This window comes from Streptomyces sp. NPDC058872, from assembly GCF_042743065.1.
In the GTDB taxonomy this organism is placed as follows: Bacteria; Actinomycetota; Actinomycetes; order Streptomycetales; family Streptomycetaceae; genus Streptomyces.
Genome location: NZ_JBHYMK010000006.1, coordinates 150,620 through 170,267, shown reverse-complemented (window position 1 = coordinate 170,267; position 19,648 = coordinate 150,620). Strand labels below are relative to the sequence as shown.

The following is a 19,648-nucleotide window of genomic DNA, read 5'->3' as shown; positions in this document are numbered from 1 at the left end:
CCGGAGGAGGAGGCGGCGGCGGGCCGCCGCGCGGCATCCCCCGGACCTCCGCGCCGGACGTTCACCGCGACCTGTCCTCCAGGTACTGCGTGTGCGTCTGCTGGCGGCGCGCCTCCGCCTCGTGCAGTTCGTCGGCGATCGCCGCGGCCTCCGCGTGCAGGGCGGACAGCTGCCGCTCCAGGTGCCGCTCGGGCGGCTCCGCGCCCGGTGTGACCCGGGACCACCACCGCGTCCGCACGAAGGCGTTCACCGCCTCCGGAACGTCCAGCCGGACCGCACGGGCCAGGACGTGCACCTGCTCGGGGTCGCTCACCCAGCCCGGTTCCAGGAGCGCCTCCACCAGGTCCTGGAGCTCCTCGATCCGGTCCCGCAGCGCCGGCGGCAGCTCCACCTCGGACAGATAGGCGCGCAGGGCCGCGAAGTCGTCCCGCAGGGCTTCCAGCTGCTCGTCCGCGCCGGGGAAGTCCGGGGCCGCGGGGCGCTCCGGCGGGGCGATCAGGGCGCCGGCCCCGTACAGGGCGGCGACCATCAGGGGCCAGAGCCCGCCGGCCGCCCCGGTGAGGGACAGCCCGAGCCCGACCAGGCCGCAGGCGCAGCCGGTCAGGTTCTTCTTCGACTCGGCGTAGCGCAGGAGTCGGTTCGCGGGCCGGTCACTGGTAGCCACGGATCTCCTCGAAGGCCCCGTCGAGCGAACCCCGGGTGGCGTCGAAGAGCTTTCCGCCGGTCAGGCCCGCGATGTGGTCGAGCTCGCCCCGGTCGGAGTCCCCGAAGAGGATCGGGAAGACCGGCGTCCGCTGTTGTGCGGCGGGAAGCGAGCGGTAGAAGGCGTCGAAGGCGGTGGCCGGTTCGCCATTGGTGTTCCCCCCGTCCGTCATCAGCACGACCGAGGTGAACGTGTCGCCCCGCGTCTTCCCGAGGAAGCGGTACGCCTCCTGCAGGCTGGAGTAGATCGCCGTGCCGCCGGAGGCCGAGAGGCGACGGGAGTCGGCCCGGATCGCGTCGAGGGCCGCAGCCGGTGCGGCCGGGTCGACCGCGTGCGTACGGACCTCGCCCTGCTTCACCGACGAACCGAAGGGCATCAGGGTGACCTCCTCCCGGTCCCGGAAGTCGCCGGTCAACTCGGTCAGTGCCGACTTCAGCCGGTCGAGCCGCTCACCGGCCATGGAGCCCGAGGTGTCGAGCACGTACACCGTGCGGGAGGGCCTGCGCAGGGTGTTGTCGTAGGCGTCGAGGAGGCCGTCGGCCACGGCGCGGCTGCCCGGGAAGGGCAGTTCGCGGCGCGGGTCCCGGGCCAGGGCGGCGGCCGGGACGACACCGGCGACCACCGGGCGGCGCAGGGTCGTCTCGGTGATCCGCCGCTGGGCTTCCGGGGTGCGCAGGTACGCGGTGAGCCGGCCCGCCGCTTCCTTCGCTTCGGGGCGGGCGGAGGTGAGCAGCGTGAGCGGGTAGTCGGCGGTGACGACCCCGTCCTTCGGACGGATCACGGTCAGCTTCCCGGGCGCCGACAGCAGCACGGACTCGTAGTTGACCAGCGCGTCCACGTCGGTGCGGCGGGCGTAGGCCGAGGCGAGCCAGCCGGAGGAGCCCGAGGTCAGCTTCTGGCCGGTGAAGAACTCCTTCAGGCGCGGGGTGGCCCCGGCGACGTCCTGCTCGGTCAGTGCCGCCTGGGCGCCGGAGAGTCCGGAGGCGACCGAGACGAGTGCGGAGAATCCCGAGTTGGAGCGCTTCGGGTCCGTCATGCCGTACGTCAGCTTCCCGTCGGCGACCGCCCGGTGCAGCTGGGACCAGGTCACGTCCGCCGGGTTCCAGCCGAGCCGGGCGAGCGCGGCGGGCCGCAGCCCCAGCGCCACCGGAGAGGTCATGATCGGCGTCTCGCCGGTGATCTTCTTGGCCGTGTCCGGGCGCAGCCGGAGGTAGTCGTTGGACGAGAGCCAGACCGCGTCGAAGGCCCGGTCCGCCTCGCCGGACGCGAGGCGCTCGACGGCGTCGAGGGTCCCCGCATAGGTGGGGCGGACGGTGATCCCGGTCGCCTTGCCGGCCGCGTCGAGGACCGGAGCCATGTCGGCCAGCTCGGAGGAGGCGAGGACCCGGAGGGTGCCGGAGGCGTACTCCGTGCCGTGACGGTCGACCGGTGCGCCGGTCGGGCTGCCGGCGCCGGCCCGGTCCCCGGTGCCGCAGGAGCTTCCGGTGGCGGTGACGAGCAGGACCAGGGCGAGCCCGGTGAGCGCACGGGGGAGGAGACGGGCGTGGCGGCGGGGGCCCCGGGGGGCGGGGGCGCGGCGCGCGCGGATCATGCGGGGCCGCCCCCTTCCGGGGAACCGGCCCGACGGCTGCGCTCCAGGTGGACGCTGGCCTGCTGGAGTTCGGCCGTCAGCGACTCGACGGTCGCCGCCATCGACTCCGTCGCCCGCGCCTTGTACGTGTCGATGGCGTCGAGCGTGCGGTAGATCTGCTGGAAGGCCGTGCGCAGCGTCTCCGCGCCCACGGCCGGGTCCGCCGCGATCCGCTGGATCTCTCCCGCCTGGCCCGCGAGCATCTCGGCATTGCCCCGGATCAGGTCCTCGGTCGTCGAGCGCAGCACCTGCACCTGCTCGGTGACCTTGCGCTGGTTCTCCAGGGCCGCGGCCAGCATCACCGCGATCCGCAGCGCCGACAGGGTCGTCGTCGCCGCCCGGTCCACGCCCTTGACCAGCTCGTCGTTGTTCCGGCGCACCACGTCCATCGCCAGGTACCCCTGGGCGCAGACGGCGAGTTGGGTCAGCAGGTCCTGGTGCTTCTGGCGGACCGGGAAGAGGACGTCGGCGCGCAGGGCGTCCGCCCGGGCCGGGTCGGCGGTGAGCGCGATGCGCTCCTCGACGGCCGCGTCGAGGGCCTCGGTGAGCACCGCGTACTCCTGGAGCTTGCCCATGGTTTCCCACAGCCCCGTCCGCTCGACCTGCAAGGCGGCGTTGTCGCGCCGTAGTTCGTCCTGGCCGCTGCGCAGCGAGCTGACGATCTGGTTCAACACGGCTTGTGAGGAGGCGTACTTGGCGACGTGGTCGCGCAGCTTGTTGCCGCCGGGAAGCTTCGAGAGCAGCCCCTTGAGGCCCTTGGCGGGGGAGTCCCGGGGGTCCAGGTCCTCCACGGTGCGGCGGAGCTCGACGAGGGAGGAGCCGACCCTGGCCTGTGCGTCGCCGCCGCCGCCCCGGCCGAGGGAGCGGACCGTGCGGTCCAGCATCCGGTTCGACTGCTGTGCGGCGGACCGCATCTCGCCGTCGCCGAGCGCTCCGAGTTCGCCGACCCGGCCGGCGAACTCGGGCGAGCGGGGGTCGAGTCCGGCGAGCGAGCCGACGTACTCGACGGCCCGTCGGGACATCTCGGCCCGGGTCTCCTCGTCCAGGGGCACCAGGCCGGATGCCTGTTCGGCGCGGACGGTCGGTACCGGCTCGGGCGGGGTGAGGACCAGCGGGGCGTCCTGCTCGGGCGGTGTCAGGGCCATCGTCCTTCTCGGGTCGTCGGTCGTGCTCATGCGGTGTCCCCCTGGCCGCGGGCCCGCAGCGCCATCTCGTGCAGCACCTCGCTGGTGGGCACGGGGGCCTGGCGGACTCCGCTGAGTGTCTGGTTGAGGTAGGCGGCGTGGTCCTTGGTGGCCGCGGTGAACTCGCTCGCCGCACCCTGCGGGCGGAAGCCGTGCCGGACCGCGAGCTTGCGCAACCCGGGGTCCGTGGCGAGGGCTTCGCCGAGTGCCCGGCCGTTCTCGGAGAGCGGTACGAGGGTGTGGTCGCTGTTGACCGTGGTGTCCGGGTAGAGGACGACGAGGTCGCCCAGGGAGCGGCCCGCCAGCAGTTGGGACGCCACCTGGGACTCGTACACCAGGACGAGCGGGTTGCCGACGCCGCTGATGAAGTCCCGGAAGGGGGCGTCCGAGCCCGGCTGTTGGGCGCCCTGCACCTGGACGAGCTTGCGCAGGAGCGGGGCGGTGCGGGTGACGGCGGCCCCGTCGCCCGCGACCCGCCCGCCGTCGGCGACGTAGCTCGCGGCGGCCAGGTAGAGGGCCCCGGAGTTGGAGGACAGCGGGTCGGTGGAGGTGATGAAGAGGGTGCCGCTCAACTCCGTGTGCCCGGCGGAGCCCTTGAGCTGCTGCCAGGTCCGGTCGGCGCGGGCCGCCGCGAGGTAGGCGTCCATCTTCAGGGTGCCGCTCGTGCCGCGCGGACCGAGGGTCGCCAGGCCGTTGTCGGCGAGGACCCGGGCCGCGGAGCTGTGTGCGATGACGACGAGCGGCGAGTAGAACGGCCGCAGCGGGGCGGTCGTCGCCCGGTCCTTCGCCTTCGCCTTCGCGCGCAGCTCGTCGGCCGGGCCCCTGGAGGACGGGAAGGCGAAGTCGTACCCGTCGAGGGGGAGTTCCTCCATGTCCCAAGAGCCGGAGGTCTCGGTGGTCACGCGGAAGCCCCTGGCGGCCAGGGCCTCCACCACCTGTGGATCGGCGAAGAACTCGGACTTCTCCGATCCGATGACTCCCCGCACGGTCTTCGTTGCCGTGTCGCCGTCCTTGTCGCCGCCCGATACGAGCACGGCGGCCACGCCGCCGAGCAGGAGGACGGCCAGGACGATTCCCAGAATGCGTCTCACGCGGGCAGGGTGCTCGCGGAAACCCACATTCCAGAGGGAGTTGGGTGTACGGGAGGTGAAGGACGGATCCCGGAATCGAACCGGAGCGGAGGATGCCGCATCCCCCGACCTCCGCCCTCCCCGCCCCTACCTCCGCCGGGGCGGGGAGGGCGGGCACCGGTGGGTGGCACCCGGTCCGCGCGTTTCGTGCCGCGCGGGCCGGGGCCGTCAGGGGGTGGGGAGCAGCGGGTCCCCGGCCAGGGCCGCGGTGTGCGCGTCCATGCGCCCGGCGGCGAGGATCGCGACGGCCGTGTCGGCCCGGGAGGCGGCGACGACCAGGGCGCGCCCCGCGAGGGCGTGTGCCCTGCGGTGCAGCTCCGGTGCGGGCGAACCGCTCAGGCCGGCGTGCCGCGCGGGCGGTGCGCCGCGCAGTCGTGCCACCTGTCGGGCGATGAGCTCGCCGGCCTCCGAGTCGCCCAGCTCGTCGGTGACCGCGAGCAGGGCGGCGAGGTGTCCCGCGAGCTGGATGTCCAGTTCTTCCTCGCGGGAGCGGTGCGGATACGAGTCGCGGGTGTCGTCGGCCGTCCGGTGGACCGACTTGGCGCGGATCGGTTCGTACATGGGACGGCCTCCTACGGTTGCCCGAGGGCCATCCTATCTTGGATTCGGTCTAAAGTTGATTTCTGTCCGAGGGGTGGGCGGTGCGGGTCAGGGCTGGCTGTAGCCGTCCAGGAAGCGTCCGATCCGGGTCACCGCATCGGTCAGGTCGGCGACCGCGGGGAGCGTGACGATGCGGAAGTGGTCCGGCTCGTGCCAGTTGAAGCCGGTTCCGTGCACGACCATGATCTTCTCGGCCCGCAGCAGGTCCAGGACCATCTGCCGGTCGTCCTTGATCTTGTAGACGTTCGGGTCGAGGCGCGGGAAGAGGTAGAGCGCGCCCTTCGGCTTCACGCACGTCACGCCCGGGATCTGGGTCAGCAGTTCGTACGCGGCGTCCCGCTGCTCCAGGAGCCGTCCGCCGGGCAGCACCAGGTCCTCGATCGATTGCCGCCCCTGGAGCGCGGCGGCCACGGCGTGCTGTGCCGGCATGTTGGCGCAGAGCCGCATGTTGGCGAGGATCGTGAGGCCCTCGATGTACGAGGCCGCGTGGTGCTTCGGCCCGCAGACCGCCAGCCAGCCGGAGCGGAAGCCGGCCACCCGGTAGTTCTTGCTCATCCCGTTGAAGGTGAGGACCAGCAGGTCGGGGGCGATCGTGGCGGTCGGGGTGTGCGTGGTGCCGTCGTAGAGGATCTTGTCGTAGATCTCGTCCGAGCAGACCACCAGGTCGTGGCGCCGGGCGATCTCCGTCAGGGAGCGGAGCATCTCCTCGTCGTAGACGGCGCCCGTCGGGTTGTTGGGGTTGATGATCACGATCGCCTTGGTGCGGTCGGTGATCTTCCGCTCGATGTCCGCGAGGTCCGGCATCCAGTCCGCCTGCTCGTCGCAGCGGTAGTGCACGGCCGTACCGCCGGCGAGCGAGACCGAGGCGGTCCACAGCGGATAGTCCGGGGCCGGCACCAGGACCTCGTCACCGTCGTCGAGCAGTGCCTGCATCGACATCTGGATCAGTTCCGAGACGCCGTTGCCGAGGTAGATGTCCTCGACGGAGAGCGGGACGCCCTTCGTCTCGTAGTGGCTCATCACCGCACGGCGGGCCGAGAGCAGCCCCTTCGCGTCCCCGTAGCCGTGGGCTTCGGAGAGGTTGCGGAGGACGTCCTCCAGGATGGCGGGAGGGCACTCGAAGCCGAAGGCGGCCGGGTTCCCGGTGTTGAGCTTGAGGATGCGATGACCCGCAGCCTCAAGCCGCATCGCCTCTTCGAGCACCGGACCCCGGATTTCGTAACAGACGTTGGCGAGCTTCGTGGACTGGATCACCTGCATGACGAGAGCCTACGGCGGGGGCGGCCGGAACGCCTCGTGTTTTGGGACACGTCGGACGTCCGGCTTCCGGGGTGCTGCGGACGCCCGGCGGCCTCCGGCCGGCTCCGAGTCTGTCCGGAATGTGTGTGGACTCGCACTGCGGTGACGTGCTCCCTACAATGCGCGCACATGAGCCACCAGGACAGCAGCGTCTTCGTCGACGCCTCCGGGCGACGCCGCCGCGGGATGCGGTGGGCGGCGGCCGGGGTGGGCACGGCGTGCCTCGGTTTCCTCGCCGTCGTCGTCGCCGGATCCTTCGGCGCCGGGCCCGTGGGAGGCCCGCTGCCCTGGGCGGACCGGGACAAGCAGGACGCGCCCGCGCTCATCCAGCCGGACCCCGTGCGGTCCGAGGACGTCGGAGCCACTCCGCAGCACACGACGGAGCCCCCCACCGACACGGCCTCCCCCGAGGCGACCGAGGCGGAGCCCCCGGCCGAGGCGGCCACCACCGGCCCGGCCCCCGCCCCGTCGCCCACCGGCGGCGGCACCGGGGACACGGAGGCACCGGCGCCGACGGCCACCGACGACGGCAAGCCGGGCAAGTCCGACCAGGCGCCCGGCGCCACGAAGCGCCCGAAGTGACGGGCGGGGGACACGGCGGTCCCGGGCAGGGAAACCAGGGGTACGGCCAGGGAGACCCGTACGGCCACCCGTACGGATACGGCGGGACGCACGCCCACGAGCAGTCCCACGGGCACGGCGCCCCCGGACACGAGCAGGTGTCCCCGTACGACCCGTCCCCGGGGCGCGCCGCTCCCGGATACCACCAGGCGCCCGCGTACGACCCGCCCCAGGAGTACCACCAGGCACCGCCGTACGGCCCGCACGCCGCTCCCGGATACCACCAGGCGCCCCCGTACGACCCGCCCCGGGGGTACGGCGACCACCCCTACGGCGACGGTGCGTACGGATACGCTACCGGGGCGCACGACCACGACCACGACGGCGGGGCGCACGGCCACGATCCGTCGTACGGATACGCCGTCGGGGCGCACGGAAACGACGTCGGGCACGGACACCCGGCCCGCCCCGCCCACCCCGCCCGCCCCGCCCGCCCGGAGCAGGGCGGTGCGGAGCACGCGCACCCCCAGGGCGGGTTCGACGCACCCCCGGAGCCGCACCCCGCCCGGGTCGACGCGCACCCGGCGGACGGCGGGGCCCCGGCCCCCTACGCCCCCGCCACCGCCCCGCACGTCCGCCCCGCCGCCCCCGGCCCGCCCCGCACCCGACACGCCCTGCGGCGCGATCCCCGGGCCCACTGGGCCGTGCTCTGCCTGATCGTCCTCGTCGCCGCCACCGCCCTGGTCTTCGCCGGGTACGGCCGCCACGAGATAGCCGCCACCGGCGCGCCCCCGCCGGGCTGCCCCACCACCCCCACGACCCGCGGCGAGGGCCCCGTCGTCCAGGTAGACCGGAACGGCATCCTGCACAGCGCCACCCCGCCCGACGGGACCGTCGCCCTCACCTACGACGGCGGGCCGAGCCCCGACTGGACCCCGCGCCTGCTGGACGTCCTCGCCGCGCACCGCGCGAGGGCGACCTTCTTCCTCACCGGCTCCGAGGCCGCCGCCCACCCCGAGCTGGTCCGCCGCATCGTCACCGACGGCCATGAGCTCGGCTCGCACACGTACACCGACGTCGACCTCGCCCAGGTCTCGGACACCCGTGCCGACCTGGAGCTCTCCTTCACCCAGAACGCGCTCGCCGCGAGCACCGGCCTCGGCACCCGCCTGCTGCGACTGCCCCACACCACCGGGCTCGCCGAGTTCTGCGAGGACCAGTGGAGGGCCGCCCGCCGGGCCGCGCAGTCCGGCTACGTCCTGGTGGCCGCCGACGGGAAGGGCGTCCTGCAGTTCGCCGGTTCCCCGCAGGCCGTCGACGCCACCGAAGAACTCCTCGCCCGCGCCGGCACCACCAGCCACACCTCGGTCGGCCGGGCCCTCGGAATCACCGACACCACCTACCACGTCTCGACGTCCGCCGAATGGAAGGGCGCCGCCTTCGTCCAGGCGCAGCACGCCTCCCGGAGCTTCGCCGACGCCATGGCCTGGCTGCTCGGCGCGGCCGGCGTCCTCACCGCCGCACGGCTCGCCCTCCTCCTCGGCGTCGCCCGCGTCCACGTCCGCCGCACCCGCTCCCGGCGCCGCCGCGGCGCGCCCCGACTGCCCCCGGTGACCGAGCCCGTCTCGGTCCTGGTCCCCGCCTACAACGAGGAGGCGGGGATCGAGGCGACGGTCCGTTCCCTGCTCGCCTCCACCCACCAGGACATCCAGGTCGTCGTCATCGACGACGGCTCCTCCGACCGCACCTTCGAGATCGCCGAGTCCGTCGACGACCCCCGGGTGATGGTCGTGCGCCAGCCCAACGCGGGCAAGGCCGCCGCCCTCAACACCGGCCTCGCCTGGGCCCACCACGACGTCGTCGTGATGATCGACGGCGACACCGTCTTCGAACCCGAGGCCGTCCACCGCCTGGTCCAGCCGCTCGCCGACCCCCGCGTCGGAGCGGTCAGCGGCAACACCAAGGTGGGGAACCGGCAGGGCGTCCTCGGCCGGTGGCAGCACCTGGAGTACGTGATCGGCTTCAACCTCGACCGTCGCATGTACGACGTGCTGGAGTGCATGCCCACCGTCCCCGGAGCCATCGGGGCCTTCCGCCGCGGAGCGCTCGCCGGCGTCGGCGGGGTCAGCGAGGACACCCTCGCCGAGGACACCGACCTCACGATGGCGCTGTGCCGGGCCGGCTGGCGCGTCGTGTACGAGGAGTCCGCCATCGCGTGGACGGAGGCCCCGTCCACCGTCCGACAGCTCTGGAAGCAGCGCTACCGGTGGTGCTACGGCACCCTCCAGGCCATGTGGAAGCACCGCAGGGCGGTCGTCGAGGGCGGCCAGTCCGGCAAGCTCGGCCGTCGGGGCCTCCTCTACCTGCTGCTCTTCCAGACCGTGCTGCCGCTGCTCGCCCCCCTCGTCGACGTCTTCGCCGTCTACGGACTGCTCTTCCAGGACGCCGGGCAGGCACTCGGCGTCTGGCTCGGTTTCACCGCCGTCCAGGTCGGCACCGCCGTGTACGCGCTCCGCCTGGACCGCGAGCGGTTCGAACCGATCTGGACCCTGCCGCTGCAGATCGTCGTCTACCGCCAGCTCATGTACCTGGTCGTCGTCCAGTCCGTGGTCACCGCGCTCCTCGGCAGCCGGCTCGGCTGGCACCGGATGCAGCGCACCGGCACCGCGACCGAGACCCTGGACCGCACGGCCGCCGGGAGGCCGTCCGCGGCGGGGTAGGTTGGCACGTCATGTGGGTCTTCAGCGCCACCGCGTGCCGGTGGCTGGGTGCGGGCGGGGCGCTCGCCGTCGCGGTCGGCGGCTGGGCCGCCGGAACGCTGCCGGTGCGCGGCGGCCAGGGGCTGTGGGAGCCGCGGGGCTCCGCGGTCACCGTCGCCGGCGGCGTCCTCGCCGCCCTCGGGCTGACCCTGCTCCTCGCCGCCTGGTGGCGGTACGGCGTCCTCCTCGCCCGCGGCCTGCGCGGCGGGGTCCGCACCACCCTCGCCTGCTGGACCGCCCCGCTGCTGCTCGCCCCGCCGCTGCACAGCGCGGACGTCTACAGCTACATCGCCCAGGGCGCGATGGTCCTCGAAGGACACGACGTGTACGGAGCCGGGCCCTCCGTCCTCGGCCCCGGCGACCTCGGGGCGGAGGCGGCGGCGAGCGTCGGCGGCAACTGGACCGACACCCCGGCGCCGTACGGGCCGGCCTTCCTGCTCCTCGCCGCGGCGGTCGTCAAGGTCACCGGAGGCGCGGTCGTGCCCGCCGTCCTCGGCATGCGGCTGATCGCCCTCGGCGCGCTGGCCCTCGTCGTCTGGGCGGTCCGCGGGCTGCGCGGCGGCCCGGGCGGCCCCGACGGGGCGCTCTGGTTGGCCGCCCTCAACCCGCTGCTCCTGATCCACGTCGTCGGAGGCGTGCACAACGACGGCCTGATGATCGGGCTCATGCTCGGCGGCGTCCTGCTGGCCACCCGCGGCCGGTGGGTGCTCGGCAGCGTCCTCGTCGGCTGCGCCATGATGATCAAGTCTCCGGCTGCGGTGGCGCTCCTCTTCATCGGCGTCTCCCTCGCCCGCGGCGGCGGCCTCCGCGGCCTGGCGAAGGGCCTCGTCCTCCCGGGGGCCGTCGCGGTGGCGGTGGCCGCCGGGGCGTCGCTGCTCGCGGGCACCGGCTTCGGATGGTTGCGGACCCAGAGCGTGGCCGGCGCCATCCACACGCCGCTGTCGATGACGAGCGACCTCGGACTCGGGCTGGGGCTGCTCCTCGACGGCGGGGCCGAGCCGGTGAAGGGCGCCGTCCAGAAGCTGGGTCTGGTCGCGGCCCTCGCGATCATCGCGGTGCTCGCCCGGCGCGCGTACCGGGGGCGTCTCGACCCGGTCCTCGGGCTGGGGCTCTCGCTGGTCGCCCTCGTGGCCCTCTCGCCGATGGTGCAGCCGTGGTACCTGCTGTGGGGGACGGTCGTCGTCGCGGCGGTCGCCTGGCGGAGCAGGGCCGGGCAACTGCTCGGCGTCTTCTCGGCGGCGCTGCTCTACGAGACCCAGCCCTCGGGCCACACCCCGTGGTACGGCTTCGTGCTGGCCGGTGCCGTGCTGGCGCTGGGGCTGCGGTGGGCGCGGCGGGAGCCCTGGGAGCCGGTGGCCGCCGACCGCACCGTCCCCGCGGCCCCGGTGACCGCCGGGCGCTGAGCACGGTGGCGCCCGCCGGGGCCGCGGGCGCCGTCGGCCGACGCCTCCGCGCCGTTCCGCGACGGCGCGGTCAGGTCCGCCGGACCGACCGCCCCGCCAGGACGTCCGTCCGGCGGCCGTCCTCCATCACGAACCGTCCGTCGACCAGGACGTGCGGGATGCCCACCGGGAGGGTGCGCGGGCGTTCGTAGGTCGCCCCGGACGCGACCGTCGTCGGGTCGAAGAGGACCAGGTCCGCCACGTACCCCTCCCGGACCAGCCCCCGGTCGGGCAGGCGCAGGCGGGCCGCCGGGCGGGAGGTCAGATGGGCGACGCACTCCTCCAGGGAGAGGACGCCCAGCTCCCGCACGTACCGCCCCAGGTACTCCGGGAACGTGCCGTAGGCGCGCGGGTGCGGTTTGAGGCCCTGGAGGATGCCGTCCGAGCCGCCGGTGTGCGCCCGGTGGCGCATGATCGTCCGCACGTTCTCCTCGTGGCCCACGTGCTGGAGGATCGTGGTGCCCAGCCGGTCGGAGAGCAGGAGCCGGCGGGCGGTGGCCCAGCCGTCCAGCCGACGGCCCACGTGGTCGGTCAGGGCCGGGTCGGCGACGCCGGAGACCTCGATCGTGGTCCAGTCGACGGGGACCCCGTGGCAGCCGTCCGAGCCGAGCTCCTCCAGGTGGTGGCGGATCCGCTCGGCCGTCGTCCCGTCGCGGAGGCGCGCCAGGACCGCCTCCGGGCCGCCCTCGCCCGCCCAACTCGGGAGCAGTGCCAGCAGGGTCGTGCTGCCCGGGGTGTACGGGTAGGTGTCCAGGCTGATGTCGGCGCCGGAGTCGAGGGCCCGGTCGAGGAGGGCCAGGAGCTCCGGCGCCCTGCCCTCGTTGACCTCGAAGTTCATGGTGGCGTGGGCCAGGTGCAGGGCGCAGCCCGCCTCCCGGGCGAGCGTCACCATCTCCTCGTACGCGCGCAGCGCACCCGCCCCGTACGAGCGGTGGTGCGGGCAGTAGTACCCGCCGTATCCGGCGACGACCCGGCACAGCTCGGTCAGCTCCGCGTCCGGCGCGTACATCCCGGGGGTGTAGGTGAGGCCGGAGGACATGCCGACCGCGCCCTGCTCCATGCCCTCGGCCACCAGGCGCCGCATCCGGTCCAGCTCGGCCGCCGTCGCCGGTCGGTCCGCCCAGCCCATCGCGTACATCCGGACCGTGCCCTGGGGGACCAGGTAGGCGGCGTTGACGGCGATCCCGCGGTCGAGGCGGTCCAGGTACTCGCCGACCGTGCGCCAGTCGAGGTCCAGGTCGGAGCCGTCGCCGTTCCAGCCGGTGATCGCCCGCCGCACCTCGGCGCGGGTGCGGTCGTCCACGGGGGCGTACGACAGGCCGTCCTGCCCCAGGACCTCCAGGGTCACGCCCTGCGCGGCCTTCGCGCTGTGGTCCGGGTCGCGGAGCAGCGCGAGGTCGCTGTGGGCGTGCATGTCGATGAAGCCCGGGGAGAGGACGAGCCCCTCGGCGTCGATGGTGCGGCGGGCGGTGGGGCGCTGGCAGCCGGCCGCCGCGGCCTCCTTGACGATCGCGGCGATCCGACCGCCCCCGATCGCCACGTCGGCCCGGTAGGAGTCGCCGCCGCTGCCGTCGACCACCTCCGCGTCGCGGAAGACGAGGTCCATGTCGGGTGCCCCCGTCGGCTAGAAGAAGGTCCGGACGTGGTCGACCACCGTGCCGTCCGCCTCGACGAGCGGGATCAACGGCCACTTGTCGAAGGACGTGCAGGGGTGCGAGAGGCCCATCCCCACCCAGTCGCCGACCTCCAGGTCCGCCCCGGGTTCCGTGCGGAGCCAGGCGTGCTGGTCGGAGAGGCCGGTGACGGTGATGCCCTCGGCGGGCCGGACCTCTCCCGTGCGCGCGTCCCGGACCACCTGTGCCTCGGGGAGGTGCAGGTCGTGGGCGGCGTCCCGCTTGCCCGCGTTGGTGAAGGCCTGGTCCGCGGTGGGACGGGAGACGACCTGCGACCAGAGCCGGAACGCCGGCTGGAGCGCGCCCTCCTCGGGGACCCGGTTGAAGGGGGTGCGGGTGCGGTAGTGGCCGTCGTCGTGCGAGACGTACGCGCCGGAGCGCAGCAGCTTCAGGACGGGGAGGGAGAGGGCGGGGACCTCCGCGAAGACCTCGGCGACCGTGTCGAACCACTCGCTGCCGCCCGCGCTCACCACGATCTCGCCGATCGCGGGGTCGAAGCGGCCGGCCCGGTCGAAGTCGGCCGCGAGCCCGAGGAGCCGGTGCAACCACTCCCGCACCCGTTCGGCATCGGCCCCGGGCATGGTGCCCTCGTATCCGGCGACGCCGACGAGCCGCAGGGCGGGAGCGGCGGCCACCGCATCGGCGACGGCCGTGCACTCCGCTCCGGTCCGTGCGCCCGTCCGTCCGGTCGCGCCGGCGGCCAGCTCCACGACGACGTCGACCGGACGCACGGCGCCCGCGGCGCGCAGGGCCCCGTCCATCAGCTCGACGCCGCGCACGGAGTCGACGTAGCAGACGAGGCGGAAGGCGGGGTCGGCGTCGAGTTCGGCGGCGAGCCACCGCAGGGCGACGGGGTCGACGACCTCGTTGGCGAGGAAGATCCGGGCGATGCCGTGGGCGCGGTAGACCCGGACCTGGTGGGGCACGGCGGCGGTGATGCCCCATGCGCCGTGCGCCAACTGCCGCTCGAAGAGCTGGGGGGCCATGGAGGTCTTGCCGTGCGGGGCGAAGGCGAGGCCGTGGCGCTCCGCGTACGTCTCCAGCAGGCGGAGGTTGTGCTCGACGGACTCGGCGGAGAGCGCGAGGACGGGGGTCGTGTAGCCGCCGGTGAAGAGGTTGCGCCGCTGTGCGGAGAGCGCGGCGACGGTGAGGCCCTCGGCGTCCGGGGGCAGGCCCTTGAAGCGGTGGTCGACGCGCTCGTTCGCCAGGTCGGGTGTCTCGTTCGCCGGGGCGGGCATGCGGCCTCCTCGTCAGGCGTTGCGCAGAGTGCAACGCTTATTGCACATGGTGCTCGATGCTGTCTAACATCCGGGCCAAGGCCGGGTCAATGGACCCGTACGATCCACAGGGAGCCGAGAGTGAGCGGACCCGCGCCCGTGGGCGCCGCCCCGGACGTCGTCTGCCTCGGCGAGTCCATGGTCACCTTCCTGCCCTCCCGGCCCGGTCGCCTCGCCGACGTCCCCTCCTTCACCCGCGCGATCGGCGGCGCCGAGTCCAACGTCGCCTGCGGCCTGGCCGCGGCCGGCCATCGCGTCCGCTGGGTCGGTCGCGTCGGCCGCGACGGCTTCGGGGACCACCTCGTCGACGCCCTCGCGGGGTACGGGGTCGACGTCAGCGCCGTCGTCCGCGACCCGCACCGGCCGACCGGCGTCTACTTCCGCACGGACGAGGACCGGGCCGGCGACGCCCACGAGGTCGTCTACTACCGGGCCGGCTCCGCGGCCTCGGCCATGTCACCCGCGACCGTGCCGTACGACGCCGTCGCCGGCGCCCGGATCCTCCACCTCACCGGCATCACCGCCGCCCTGTCCGCGGACTGCCTCGCCCTGGTGCGGGAACTCACCGCTCCGCGGCCCGACCGGCCGCTCGTCTCCTTCGACGTCAACCACCGGCCGACCCTGTGGCGCAGCGGGCGGGCCCCCGAGGTGCTGCTCGCACTCGCCCGCCGGGCCGACCTCGTGTTCGTCGGCGCGGACGAGGCGGAACGGCTGTGGGGCACGGGGGACCCGGCGGCGGTCCGGGCGCTGCTGGCCGAGCCGGAGGTCCTGGTGGTGAAGCGGGGCGGGGCGGAAGCCGTGGCGTTCCGGCGCCGCGTGGCCCCGGGGCGGGACGACGTCACCGCCGTTCCCGCCCCCCGGGTGGAGGTGGTCGCCCCCGTCGGTGCCGGTGACGCCTTCGCCGCCGGGTTCCTCTCCGCCACCCTCCGCGGGCTCGACGCGACCGCGCGCCTGCGCCACGGGCACCTCGCCGCCGCTGCCGCCCTCACCGTCCCCGGGGACTTCGCCGCCCCGCCCCGCCGGGACCGCGCCGACCGCCTCGCCGCGCTCGACGGGGCCGCCTGGGGCACACTGCACCTCGGCCCCGGGTGGACGGGGGACGACCAGGAGGGCCCCGACCGGACGGGGGACGACCAGGAGGTACGCACGCCATGAGCCAGACCGTCGACCGGGCGCTCAGCATCCTGCCGCTGTTGGCCCGGGGCCCCGCCGACCTCGGACAGGTCGCCGACCGGCTCGGGGTCCACAAGTCCACGGCGCTGCGCCTGCTGAGGACCCTCCACGAGCACGGCCTCGTCCACCGGCAGCAGGACCAGCGCTACCGGCTCGGCGCCCGTCTCTTCGCCCTCGCCCAGGAGGCCGTCGAGAACCTCGACGTCCGCGAGATCGCCCACCCCCACCTGCTCGCCCTCAACGAGCGGACCGGGCACACGGTCCACCTCGCGGTCCACGAGGAGGGCGAGGTCGTCTACATCGACAAGGTCGAGAGCCGCTATCCGGTCCGCATGTACTCCCGCATCGGCAAGCCCGTCGCCATCACCGTCGCGGCCGTCGCCAAACTGCTCCTGGCCGACCTGCCCGAGCCGGAGCGGCGCGCCGTCGCCGCGCGGCTCGACTACCCCCCGTACACGCCCCGCTCGACCCCGAACGCCGCCGCCTTCCTGGAGGAGTTGGCGATCGTGCGCGAGCAGGGCTGGGCCACCGACCTCGGTGGCCACGAGGAGTCCATCAACTGCGTGGGCGCCCCCGTCCGCGGAGCCGACGGCCGCGTCGTCGCCGCCCTGTCGGTCTCGGCGCCCAACGTGGTCGTCACCGCCGAGGAACTCCTCGCCCTCCTGCCGCAGGTGCGCCGCACCGCGGACGACATCAGCCGCGAGTACTCCGGCGAGCCCCCGACGAAGGAAGCAGAGGACGCCTCCGCATGAGCGAGAAGACCGCGATCACCCCCGCCACCCACACCGCCCCGCCCGCCGCCTTCTCGCACGGCGTGAAGAAGGGCAACGTCCTCCAGGTCGCCGGCCAGGTCGGCTTCCTGCCCGCCGTCGCGGGCCGGGCCCCGACCGTCGCGGGGCCGACCCTGCGCGAGCAGACCCTCCAGACCTTCGCCAACGTCAAGGCGGTGCTGGAGGAAGGGGGAGCGGGCTGGGACGACGTGATGATGATGCGGGTCTACCTCACCGACGTCGCCCACTTCGCCGAGATGAACGAGATCTACGACCAGTACTTCGCCGAGCAGGGCCTCAAGGCCCCCGCCGCCGCCCGCACCACCGTCTACGTCGGCCTTCCGCCCGGCCTGCTCATCGAGATCGACGCCCTCGCCGTCCTGGACTGAGACCGGGACGGCGGGACCGCGTCCCCGGGGATCCCCCGCCGGCGCGGTCCCGCCGTCCACGGGGCGTCAGGAGGTGCAGTACTGCTGCTGCTTGCCGATCGAGCGGTACATGCAGTCCGCGTTCTCCAGGAGCTGGAGCACCGCATCGCGGTTGCGGCCGGTCTCGCGCTCGATGACCTCGTCGGGCGGGTAGAAGCCGCCGGCCCAGGAGGAGGTCGGGTACATCTCGAAGGTGTACGCGAAGATCCGCTGCGCGCCCCACAGGTAGTCGTCGATCGAGCCGTCCGTGACGTACAGGTCGCTGGACTGTTCGGGCGTGTAGCCGTTGCTCGCCGCCATCTTGCCGCCGACGGCGGCGAAGGCGTCGCGGTCGTCCCGGGTCATGCCGGTAGTGGTGTCGGCCGTGGTCCAGCCGAACGGCCAGAGGACCAGTTCGCTGTACGTGTGGAAGTCGATGGCCGCCGTGATCTGTTGTTTGCCGCCGACCACCCGGCTGCGGACGAAGTCGGCGACGACCTTCACCTCGGGGGCGGATTCGGGGGCCGCGCCGCGGTAGGTCTCGGAGCTCTTGGAGCCGGAGGAGCCGCCGCAGCAGCCCCACTTGTAGTCCCAGTTCCGGTTCAGGTCCGTGCCGACGTAGGAGGACCCGGGGTTGGGCTGCCGGTTCTTGCGCCAACTGCGGTACGAACCGCGGGCGATGTCGTATGCGCCGCCGTCCGGATTGAGGTCGGGGACGATCCAGATCTCGCGGTTGTCGACGGCCTCGGTGATCCTGCGGTCCGTGCCGTATCCGGCGCCGAGTTCGCGCAGCAGATAGAGGGCCATCTCGACGGTGAGGTGTTCGCGGGCGTGCTGGTGGTGGGTGAAGAGGACCTCGGGTTCGTCCTCGTCCACGGACACGTTGTCGCTGATCTTGATGGCGACGACGTCCCGGCCCTGGTACGTCCTGCCGATGACCTGCTTGCTCATGATCGACGGGTGTGCGGCGAGGCGCTGGTCGATCTCCGCGGTCATCTCCGCGTAGGTGTGGTAGCGGGCGTCGGCGGGGGGAAAGTCGCTCGGCTTCGCCGCCTTGCCGTCCCCGGCCGTGCGGTCCGGCGGTCCGGGCAGGGCGGTCGGTTCGTACTCGAGCGCCCTGAGGAGGGCGAGTTGTTCGGGGTTGGCGCTGACCACGACCGAGCGGGCGTCGACCTCGTCGACGGACACCCCGGTGGCGGTCAGTGCGCTCCGGGCGGCGGGGGTGGAGGGGCCGGCGATCTCGTACTGCCGGATCACCTCCTCGGTGCCCGCGGCGGCGCGTGCGGAGGGCGGTGCCGGGTCGGCCCCGGCGGGCGTGCCGAGGGCGGAGAGCGGCGCCGCGAGGGCGAGCGCCACGAGCGCCGCGAGGGTGGCGGACCTTCTGCCGCGGAGGGGACGTCGCATGCTGTCTCCTGAGGGAGTGTGGGGGGTGCGACCGGGGGGTGCGCGGATCTTCCGTGCGTCGTGCAGCAGTCCGGGCACATGGTCCAGCTGTGACATGGACCGGTCAAGGTGGGGAGTTCGGCCATACTGTCCCGCGTGGGGACCCTGATCGGTAAGTACGTCATCGAGCACAAGCTAGGCGAAGGCGGCATGGGCACCGTCTATCTCGCCCGGTCGCGCGGCGGGCGCGCCGTCGCCGTCAAGGTGGCCCGGCCGGAACTCGCCTCCGACCCCTCCTTCCGCGCCCGCTTCCGTGCCGAGGTCGCCGCGGCCCGACGGGTCGGCGGCTTCCACACCGCGCAGGTCGTCGACGCCGATCCCGAGGCGGAGGCGCCCTGGCTCGCCACCGCCTACATCCCCGGGCCGACCCTCTCCGGACTCCTCGCCGCCGAAGGGCCGATGGGCGAGGAGCGACTGCGCTCCCTCGGGGCCGCGCTCGCCGAAGCCCTGGAAGCGATCCACGCCTGTGGGCTCGTCCACCGCGACCTCAAGCCCGGAAACGTCGTCATGGCGCCCGACGGGCCGCGCGTCCTCGACTTCGGGATCGCCCGTGCCCTGGAGTCCACCCGGCTCACCGCCACCGGCTCCGCCTTCGGCACCCCCGGCTACCTCGCCCCCGAACAGGCCCTCGGCGAGGAGGTGACCGGTGCCGCCGACGTCTTCGCGCTGGGCGCCGTCCTCGTCGCCGCGGCCGGTGGAAGGCCGTTCGGGGAGGGCACGCCGATGGGTCTGATGTACCGGTCGGTGCACGAGGCCCCCGACCTCGGCTCCGTGCCGGAGGGGCTGCGCGAACTGGTGGGGCGCTGCCTGGCCAAGAATCCGGCCGAACGGCCCGCGCCGGAGGCCCTCTTGGACGAACTCGTGGCAGAGCCTTCCGCGCCCGGGGGAGGGGCGCCCGCGTCCGGAGCGGGGGCCGCGTCCACGACGCCGCCCGTGCCGCCCGCGGTGCCGGACCCGCGGGTGGCGCCCGTGTCGCCGGTACCGCCCGATCCGTGGGTGGCGCCCGGACCGGCCGGAAGCGAAGGGGGCGGAAGCGGGGCGGCCGAACCGGCCGACGCCGTGCCCGGGCCCTCGACGGGCCCCGCCGACGCCGTGCCCGGGGGGTTCGGACCCGGGGGGTTCGGGACCGGGCGATCCGGATCCGGGGGGTTCGGACCGGCCCCCGAGCCGGTCGACGCCGTGCCGCCGTCGTGGCCCGTCGACGCGGAGGCGCCCGCGCCCGCTCCGGTGCCGCGTTCCGCCGCCCTCCGGGTACCGCCGTCTCCGGCCGTTCCGCCGCTGCCCGCACCGGAGTTCGTCGCGGCCGATCGGAACGGCGGCGTCGTCGTCGACGGGAACGGCGTGTGCCTGCAGCTCTTCGGCGAGGAGGCCGAGTTCTCCTGGGGCGAGATCGGGGCCGTGCGCCACGGGCGCTTCCGACGCGGCCGGGGGCTGCGCATCGCCGTCATCCTCTACGACGGCTCCGTCTACGACTGCGAGGTCGACGGTCGCCGCGCCGCCCGCGTCGACGAGTGGATCCGGCAGCTCGATCCGGTGCTGCAGCGGTACCTGACCGACTGAGGAACCGGGGGCGGGAACGGCGCAGCGCCGCCGGGGG

The 19,648-nt window shown here is 74.0% G+C and carries 16 protein-coding genes; 7 read left to right on the top strand and 9 right to left on the bottom strand.

The genetic code is table 11. The features are described from left to right. Nucleotides 1-61: 61 nt before the first annotated feature. The 6 genes from ACFW22_RS05880 to ACFW22_RS05855 form a co-directional block, all read right to left on the bottom strand. Nucleotides 62-664, bottom strand: coding sequence for a hypothetical protein (locus ACFW22_RS05880; protein ID WP_386399441.1), 603 nt, complete (start codon nt 662-664; stop codon nt 62-64). After that, nucleotides 651-2,294 (bottom strand): substrate-binding domain-containing protein, encoded by a 1,644-nt coding sequence (locus ACFW22_RS05875; RefSeq protein WP_386399438.1) that lies wholly within the window; start codon nt 2,292-2,294, stop codon nt 651-653. The genes ACFW22_RS05880 and ACFW22_RS05875 overlap by 14 nt, the downstream gene beginning before the upstream one ends. Continuing rightward, nucleotides 2,291-3,508, bottom strand: a complete 1,218-nt coding sequence (locus ACFW22_RS05870) for a toxic anion resistance protein (protein WP_386399435.1) — start codon at nt 3,506-3,508, stop codon at nt 2,291-2,293. The genes ACFW22_RS05875 and ACFW22_RS05870 overlap by 4 nt, the downstream gene beginning before the upstream one ends. After that, the gene (locus tag ACFW22_RS05865) at nt 3,505-4,635 is read right to left on the bottom strand and encodes a hypothetical protein (protein ID WP_386399432.1); all 1,131 of its coding nucleotides are present in this window, start codon (nt 4,633-4,635) and stop codon (nt 3,505-3,507) included. Before ACFW22_RS05865 ends, ACFW22_RS05870 begins: the two co-directional genes overlap by 4 nt. 180 nt (nt 4,636-4,815) lie before the next feature. Beyond that, nucleotides 4,816-5,208, bottom strand: a complete 393-nt coding sequence (locus tag ACFW22_RS05860) for a hypothetical protein (protein ID WP_386399430.1) — start codon at nt 5,206-5,208, stop codon at nt 4,816-4,818. An 87-nt stretch (nt 5,209-5,295) separates the two neighbouring features. After that, nucleotides 5,296-6,507, bottom strand: a complete 1,212-nt coding sequence (locus ACFW22_RS05855; RefSeq protein ID WP_386399428.1) for a pyridoxal phosphate-dependent aminotransferase — start codon at nt 6,505-6,507, stop codon at nt 5,296-5,298. Between the two features lie 168 nt (nt 6,508-6,675). Here ACFW22_RS05855 and ACFW22_RS05850 point away from each other — a divergent pair, with 168 nt between their 5' ends. From ACFW22_RS05850 to mptB, 3 genes are read left to right on the top strand one after another with little or no spacing between them, the layout of a single operon-like run. After that, nucleotides 6,676-7,128 carry a hypothetical protein gene (locus ACFW22_RS05850; protein ID WP_386399425.1) on the top strand — a complete coding sequence of 151 codons (453 nt, stop codon included), beginning with the start codon at nt 6,676-6,678 and terminating at the stop codon, nt 7,126-7,128. Further along, nucleotides 7,125-9,827, top strand: coding sequence for a glycosyltransferase (locus ACFW22_RS05845; protein ID WP_386399422.1), 2,703 nt, complete (start codon nt 7,125-7,127; stop codon nt 9,825-9,827). Before ACFW22_RS05850 ends, ACFW22_RS05845 begins: the two co-directional genes overlap by 4 nt. An 11-nt stretch (nt 9,828-9,838) precedes the next feature. Next, on the top strand, nt 9,839-11,269 hold the full coding sequence (mptB, locus tag ACFW22_RS05840; RefSeq protein WP_386399419.1) for a polyprenol phosphomannose-dependent alpha 1,6 mannosyltransferase MptB: 1,431 nt from the start codon (nt 9,839-9,841) through the stop codon (nt 11,267-11,269). Between the two features lie 70 nt (nt 11,270-11,339). On the opposite strand, the gene ACFW22_RS05835 is transcribed toward mptB, so the two are convergent. Next, a complete protein-coding gene (locus ACFW22_RS05835) occupies nt 11,340-12,914 on the bottom strand; it encodes an amidohydrolase family protein (RefSeq protein ID WP_386399416.1) in 1,575 nt (524 codons plus the stop codon). 18 nt (nt 12,915-12,932) lie between these two features. Continuing rightward, nucleotides 12,933-14,219, bottom strand: a complete 1,287-nt coding sequence (locus tag ACFW22_RS05830) for an alanine racemase (RefSeq protein ID WP_386399414.1) — start codon at nt 14,217-14,219, stop codon at nt 12,933-12,935. Between the two features lie 120 nt (nt 14,220-14,339). On the opposite strand from ACFW22_RS05830, the gene ACFW22_RS05825 reads away from it, so the two are divergent. The 3 genes from ACFW22_RS05825 to ACFW22_RS05815 are packed head-to-tail and all read left to right on the top strand — an operon-like array spanning nt 14,340 to nt 16,590. Then, nucleotides 14,340-15,413, top strand: coding sequence for a sugar kinase (locus ACFW22_RS05825; protein ID WP_386399411.1), 1,074 nt, complete (start codon nt 14,340-14,342; stop codon nt 15,411-15,413). Then, nucleotides 15,410-16,183, top strand: coding sequence for an IclR family transcriptional regulator (locus tag ACFW22_RS05820; protein ID WP_386399408.1), 774 nt, complete (start codon nt 15,410-15,412; stop codon nt 16,181-16,183). Before ACFW22_RS05825 ends, ACFW22_RS05820 begins: the two co-directional genes overlap by 4 nt. Then, complete coding sequence (locus ACFW22_RS05815) at nt 16,180-16,590, top strand: RidA family protein (protein WP_386399404.1); 411 nt, start codon at nt 16,180-16,182, stop codon at nt 16,588-16,590. The genes ACFW22_RS05820 and ACFW22_RS05815 overlap by 4 nt, the downstream gene beginning before the upstream one ends. A gap of 66 nt (nt 16,591-16,656) precedes the next feature. Here ACFW22_RS05815 and ACFW22_RS05810 read toward each other — a convergent pair whose 3' ends face one another. Then, complete coding sequence (locus tag ACFW22_RS05810) at nt 16,657-18,012, bottom strand: M14 family metallopeptidase (protein WP_386399402.1); 1,356 nt, start codon at nt 18,010-18,012, stop codon at nt 16,657-16,659. A gap of 135 nt (nt 18,013-18,147) precedes the next feature. Between ACFW22_RS05810 and ACFW22_RS05805 the strand changes: the two genes are divergently transcribed. Beyond that, entirely contained in the window at nt 18,148-19,611 is a 1,464-nt protein-coding gene (locus tag ACFW22_RS05805; protein ID WP_386399398.1) for a serine/threonine-protein kinase, read from the top strand. The last annotated feature ends 37 nt before the right edge of the window (nt 19,612-19,648 follow it).

Coding starts and splice junctions, on each gene's coding strand:
- ACFW22_RS05815 (WP_386399404.1), top strand. CDS start 16,180: ATGAGCGAGAAGACCGCGATCACCCCCGCCACCCACACCGCCCCGCCC.
- ACFW22_RS05810 (WP_386399402.1), bottom strand. CDS start 18,012: ATGCGACGTCCCCTCCGCGGCAGAAGGTCCGCCACCCTCGCGGCGCTC.
- mptB (WP_386399419.1), top strand. CDS start 9,839: ATGTGGGTCTTCAGCGCCACCGCGTGCCGGTGGCTGGGTGCGGGCGGG.
- ACFW22_RS05870 (WP_386399435.1), bottom strand. CDS start 3,508: ATGAGCACGACCGACGACCCGAGAAGGACGATGGCCCTGACACCGCCC.
- ACFW22_RS05860 (WP_386399430.1), bottom strand. CDS start 5,208: ATGTACGAACCGATCCGCGCCAAGTCGGTCCACCGGACGGCCGACGAC.
- ACFW22_RS05835 (WP_386399416.1), bottom strand. CDS start 12,914: ATGGACCTCGTCTTCCGCGACGCGGAGGTGGTCGACGGCAGCGGCGGC.
- ACFW22_RS05875 (WP_386399438.1), bottom strand. CDS start 2,294: ATGATCCGCGCGCGCCGCGCCCCCGCCCCCCGGGGCCCCCGCCGCCAC.
- ACFW22_RS05850 (WP_386399425.1), top strand. CDS start 6,676: ATGAGCCACCAGGACAGCAGCGTCTTCGTCGACGCCTCCGGGCGACGC.
- ACFW22_RS05820 (WP_386399408.1), top strand. CDS start 15,410: ATGAGCCAGACCGTCGACCGGGCGCTCAGCATCCTGCCGCTGTTGGCC.
- ACFW22_RS05855 (WP_386399428.1), bottom strand. CDS start 6,507: ATGCAGGTGATCCAGTCCACGAAGCTCGCCAACGTCTGTTACGAAATC.
- ACFW22_RS05830 (WP_386399414.1), bottom strand. CDS start 14,219: ATGCCCGCCCCGGCGAACGAGACACCCGACCTGGCGAACGAGCGCGTC.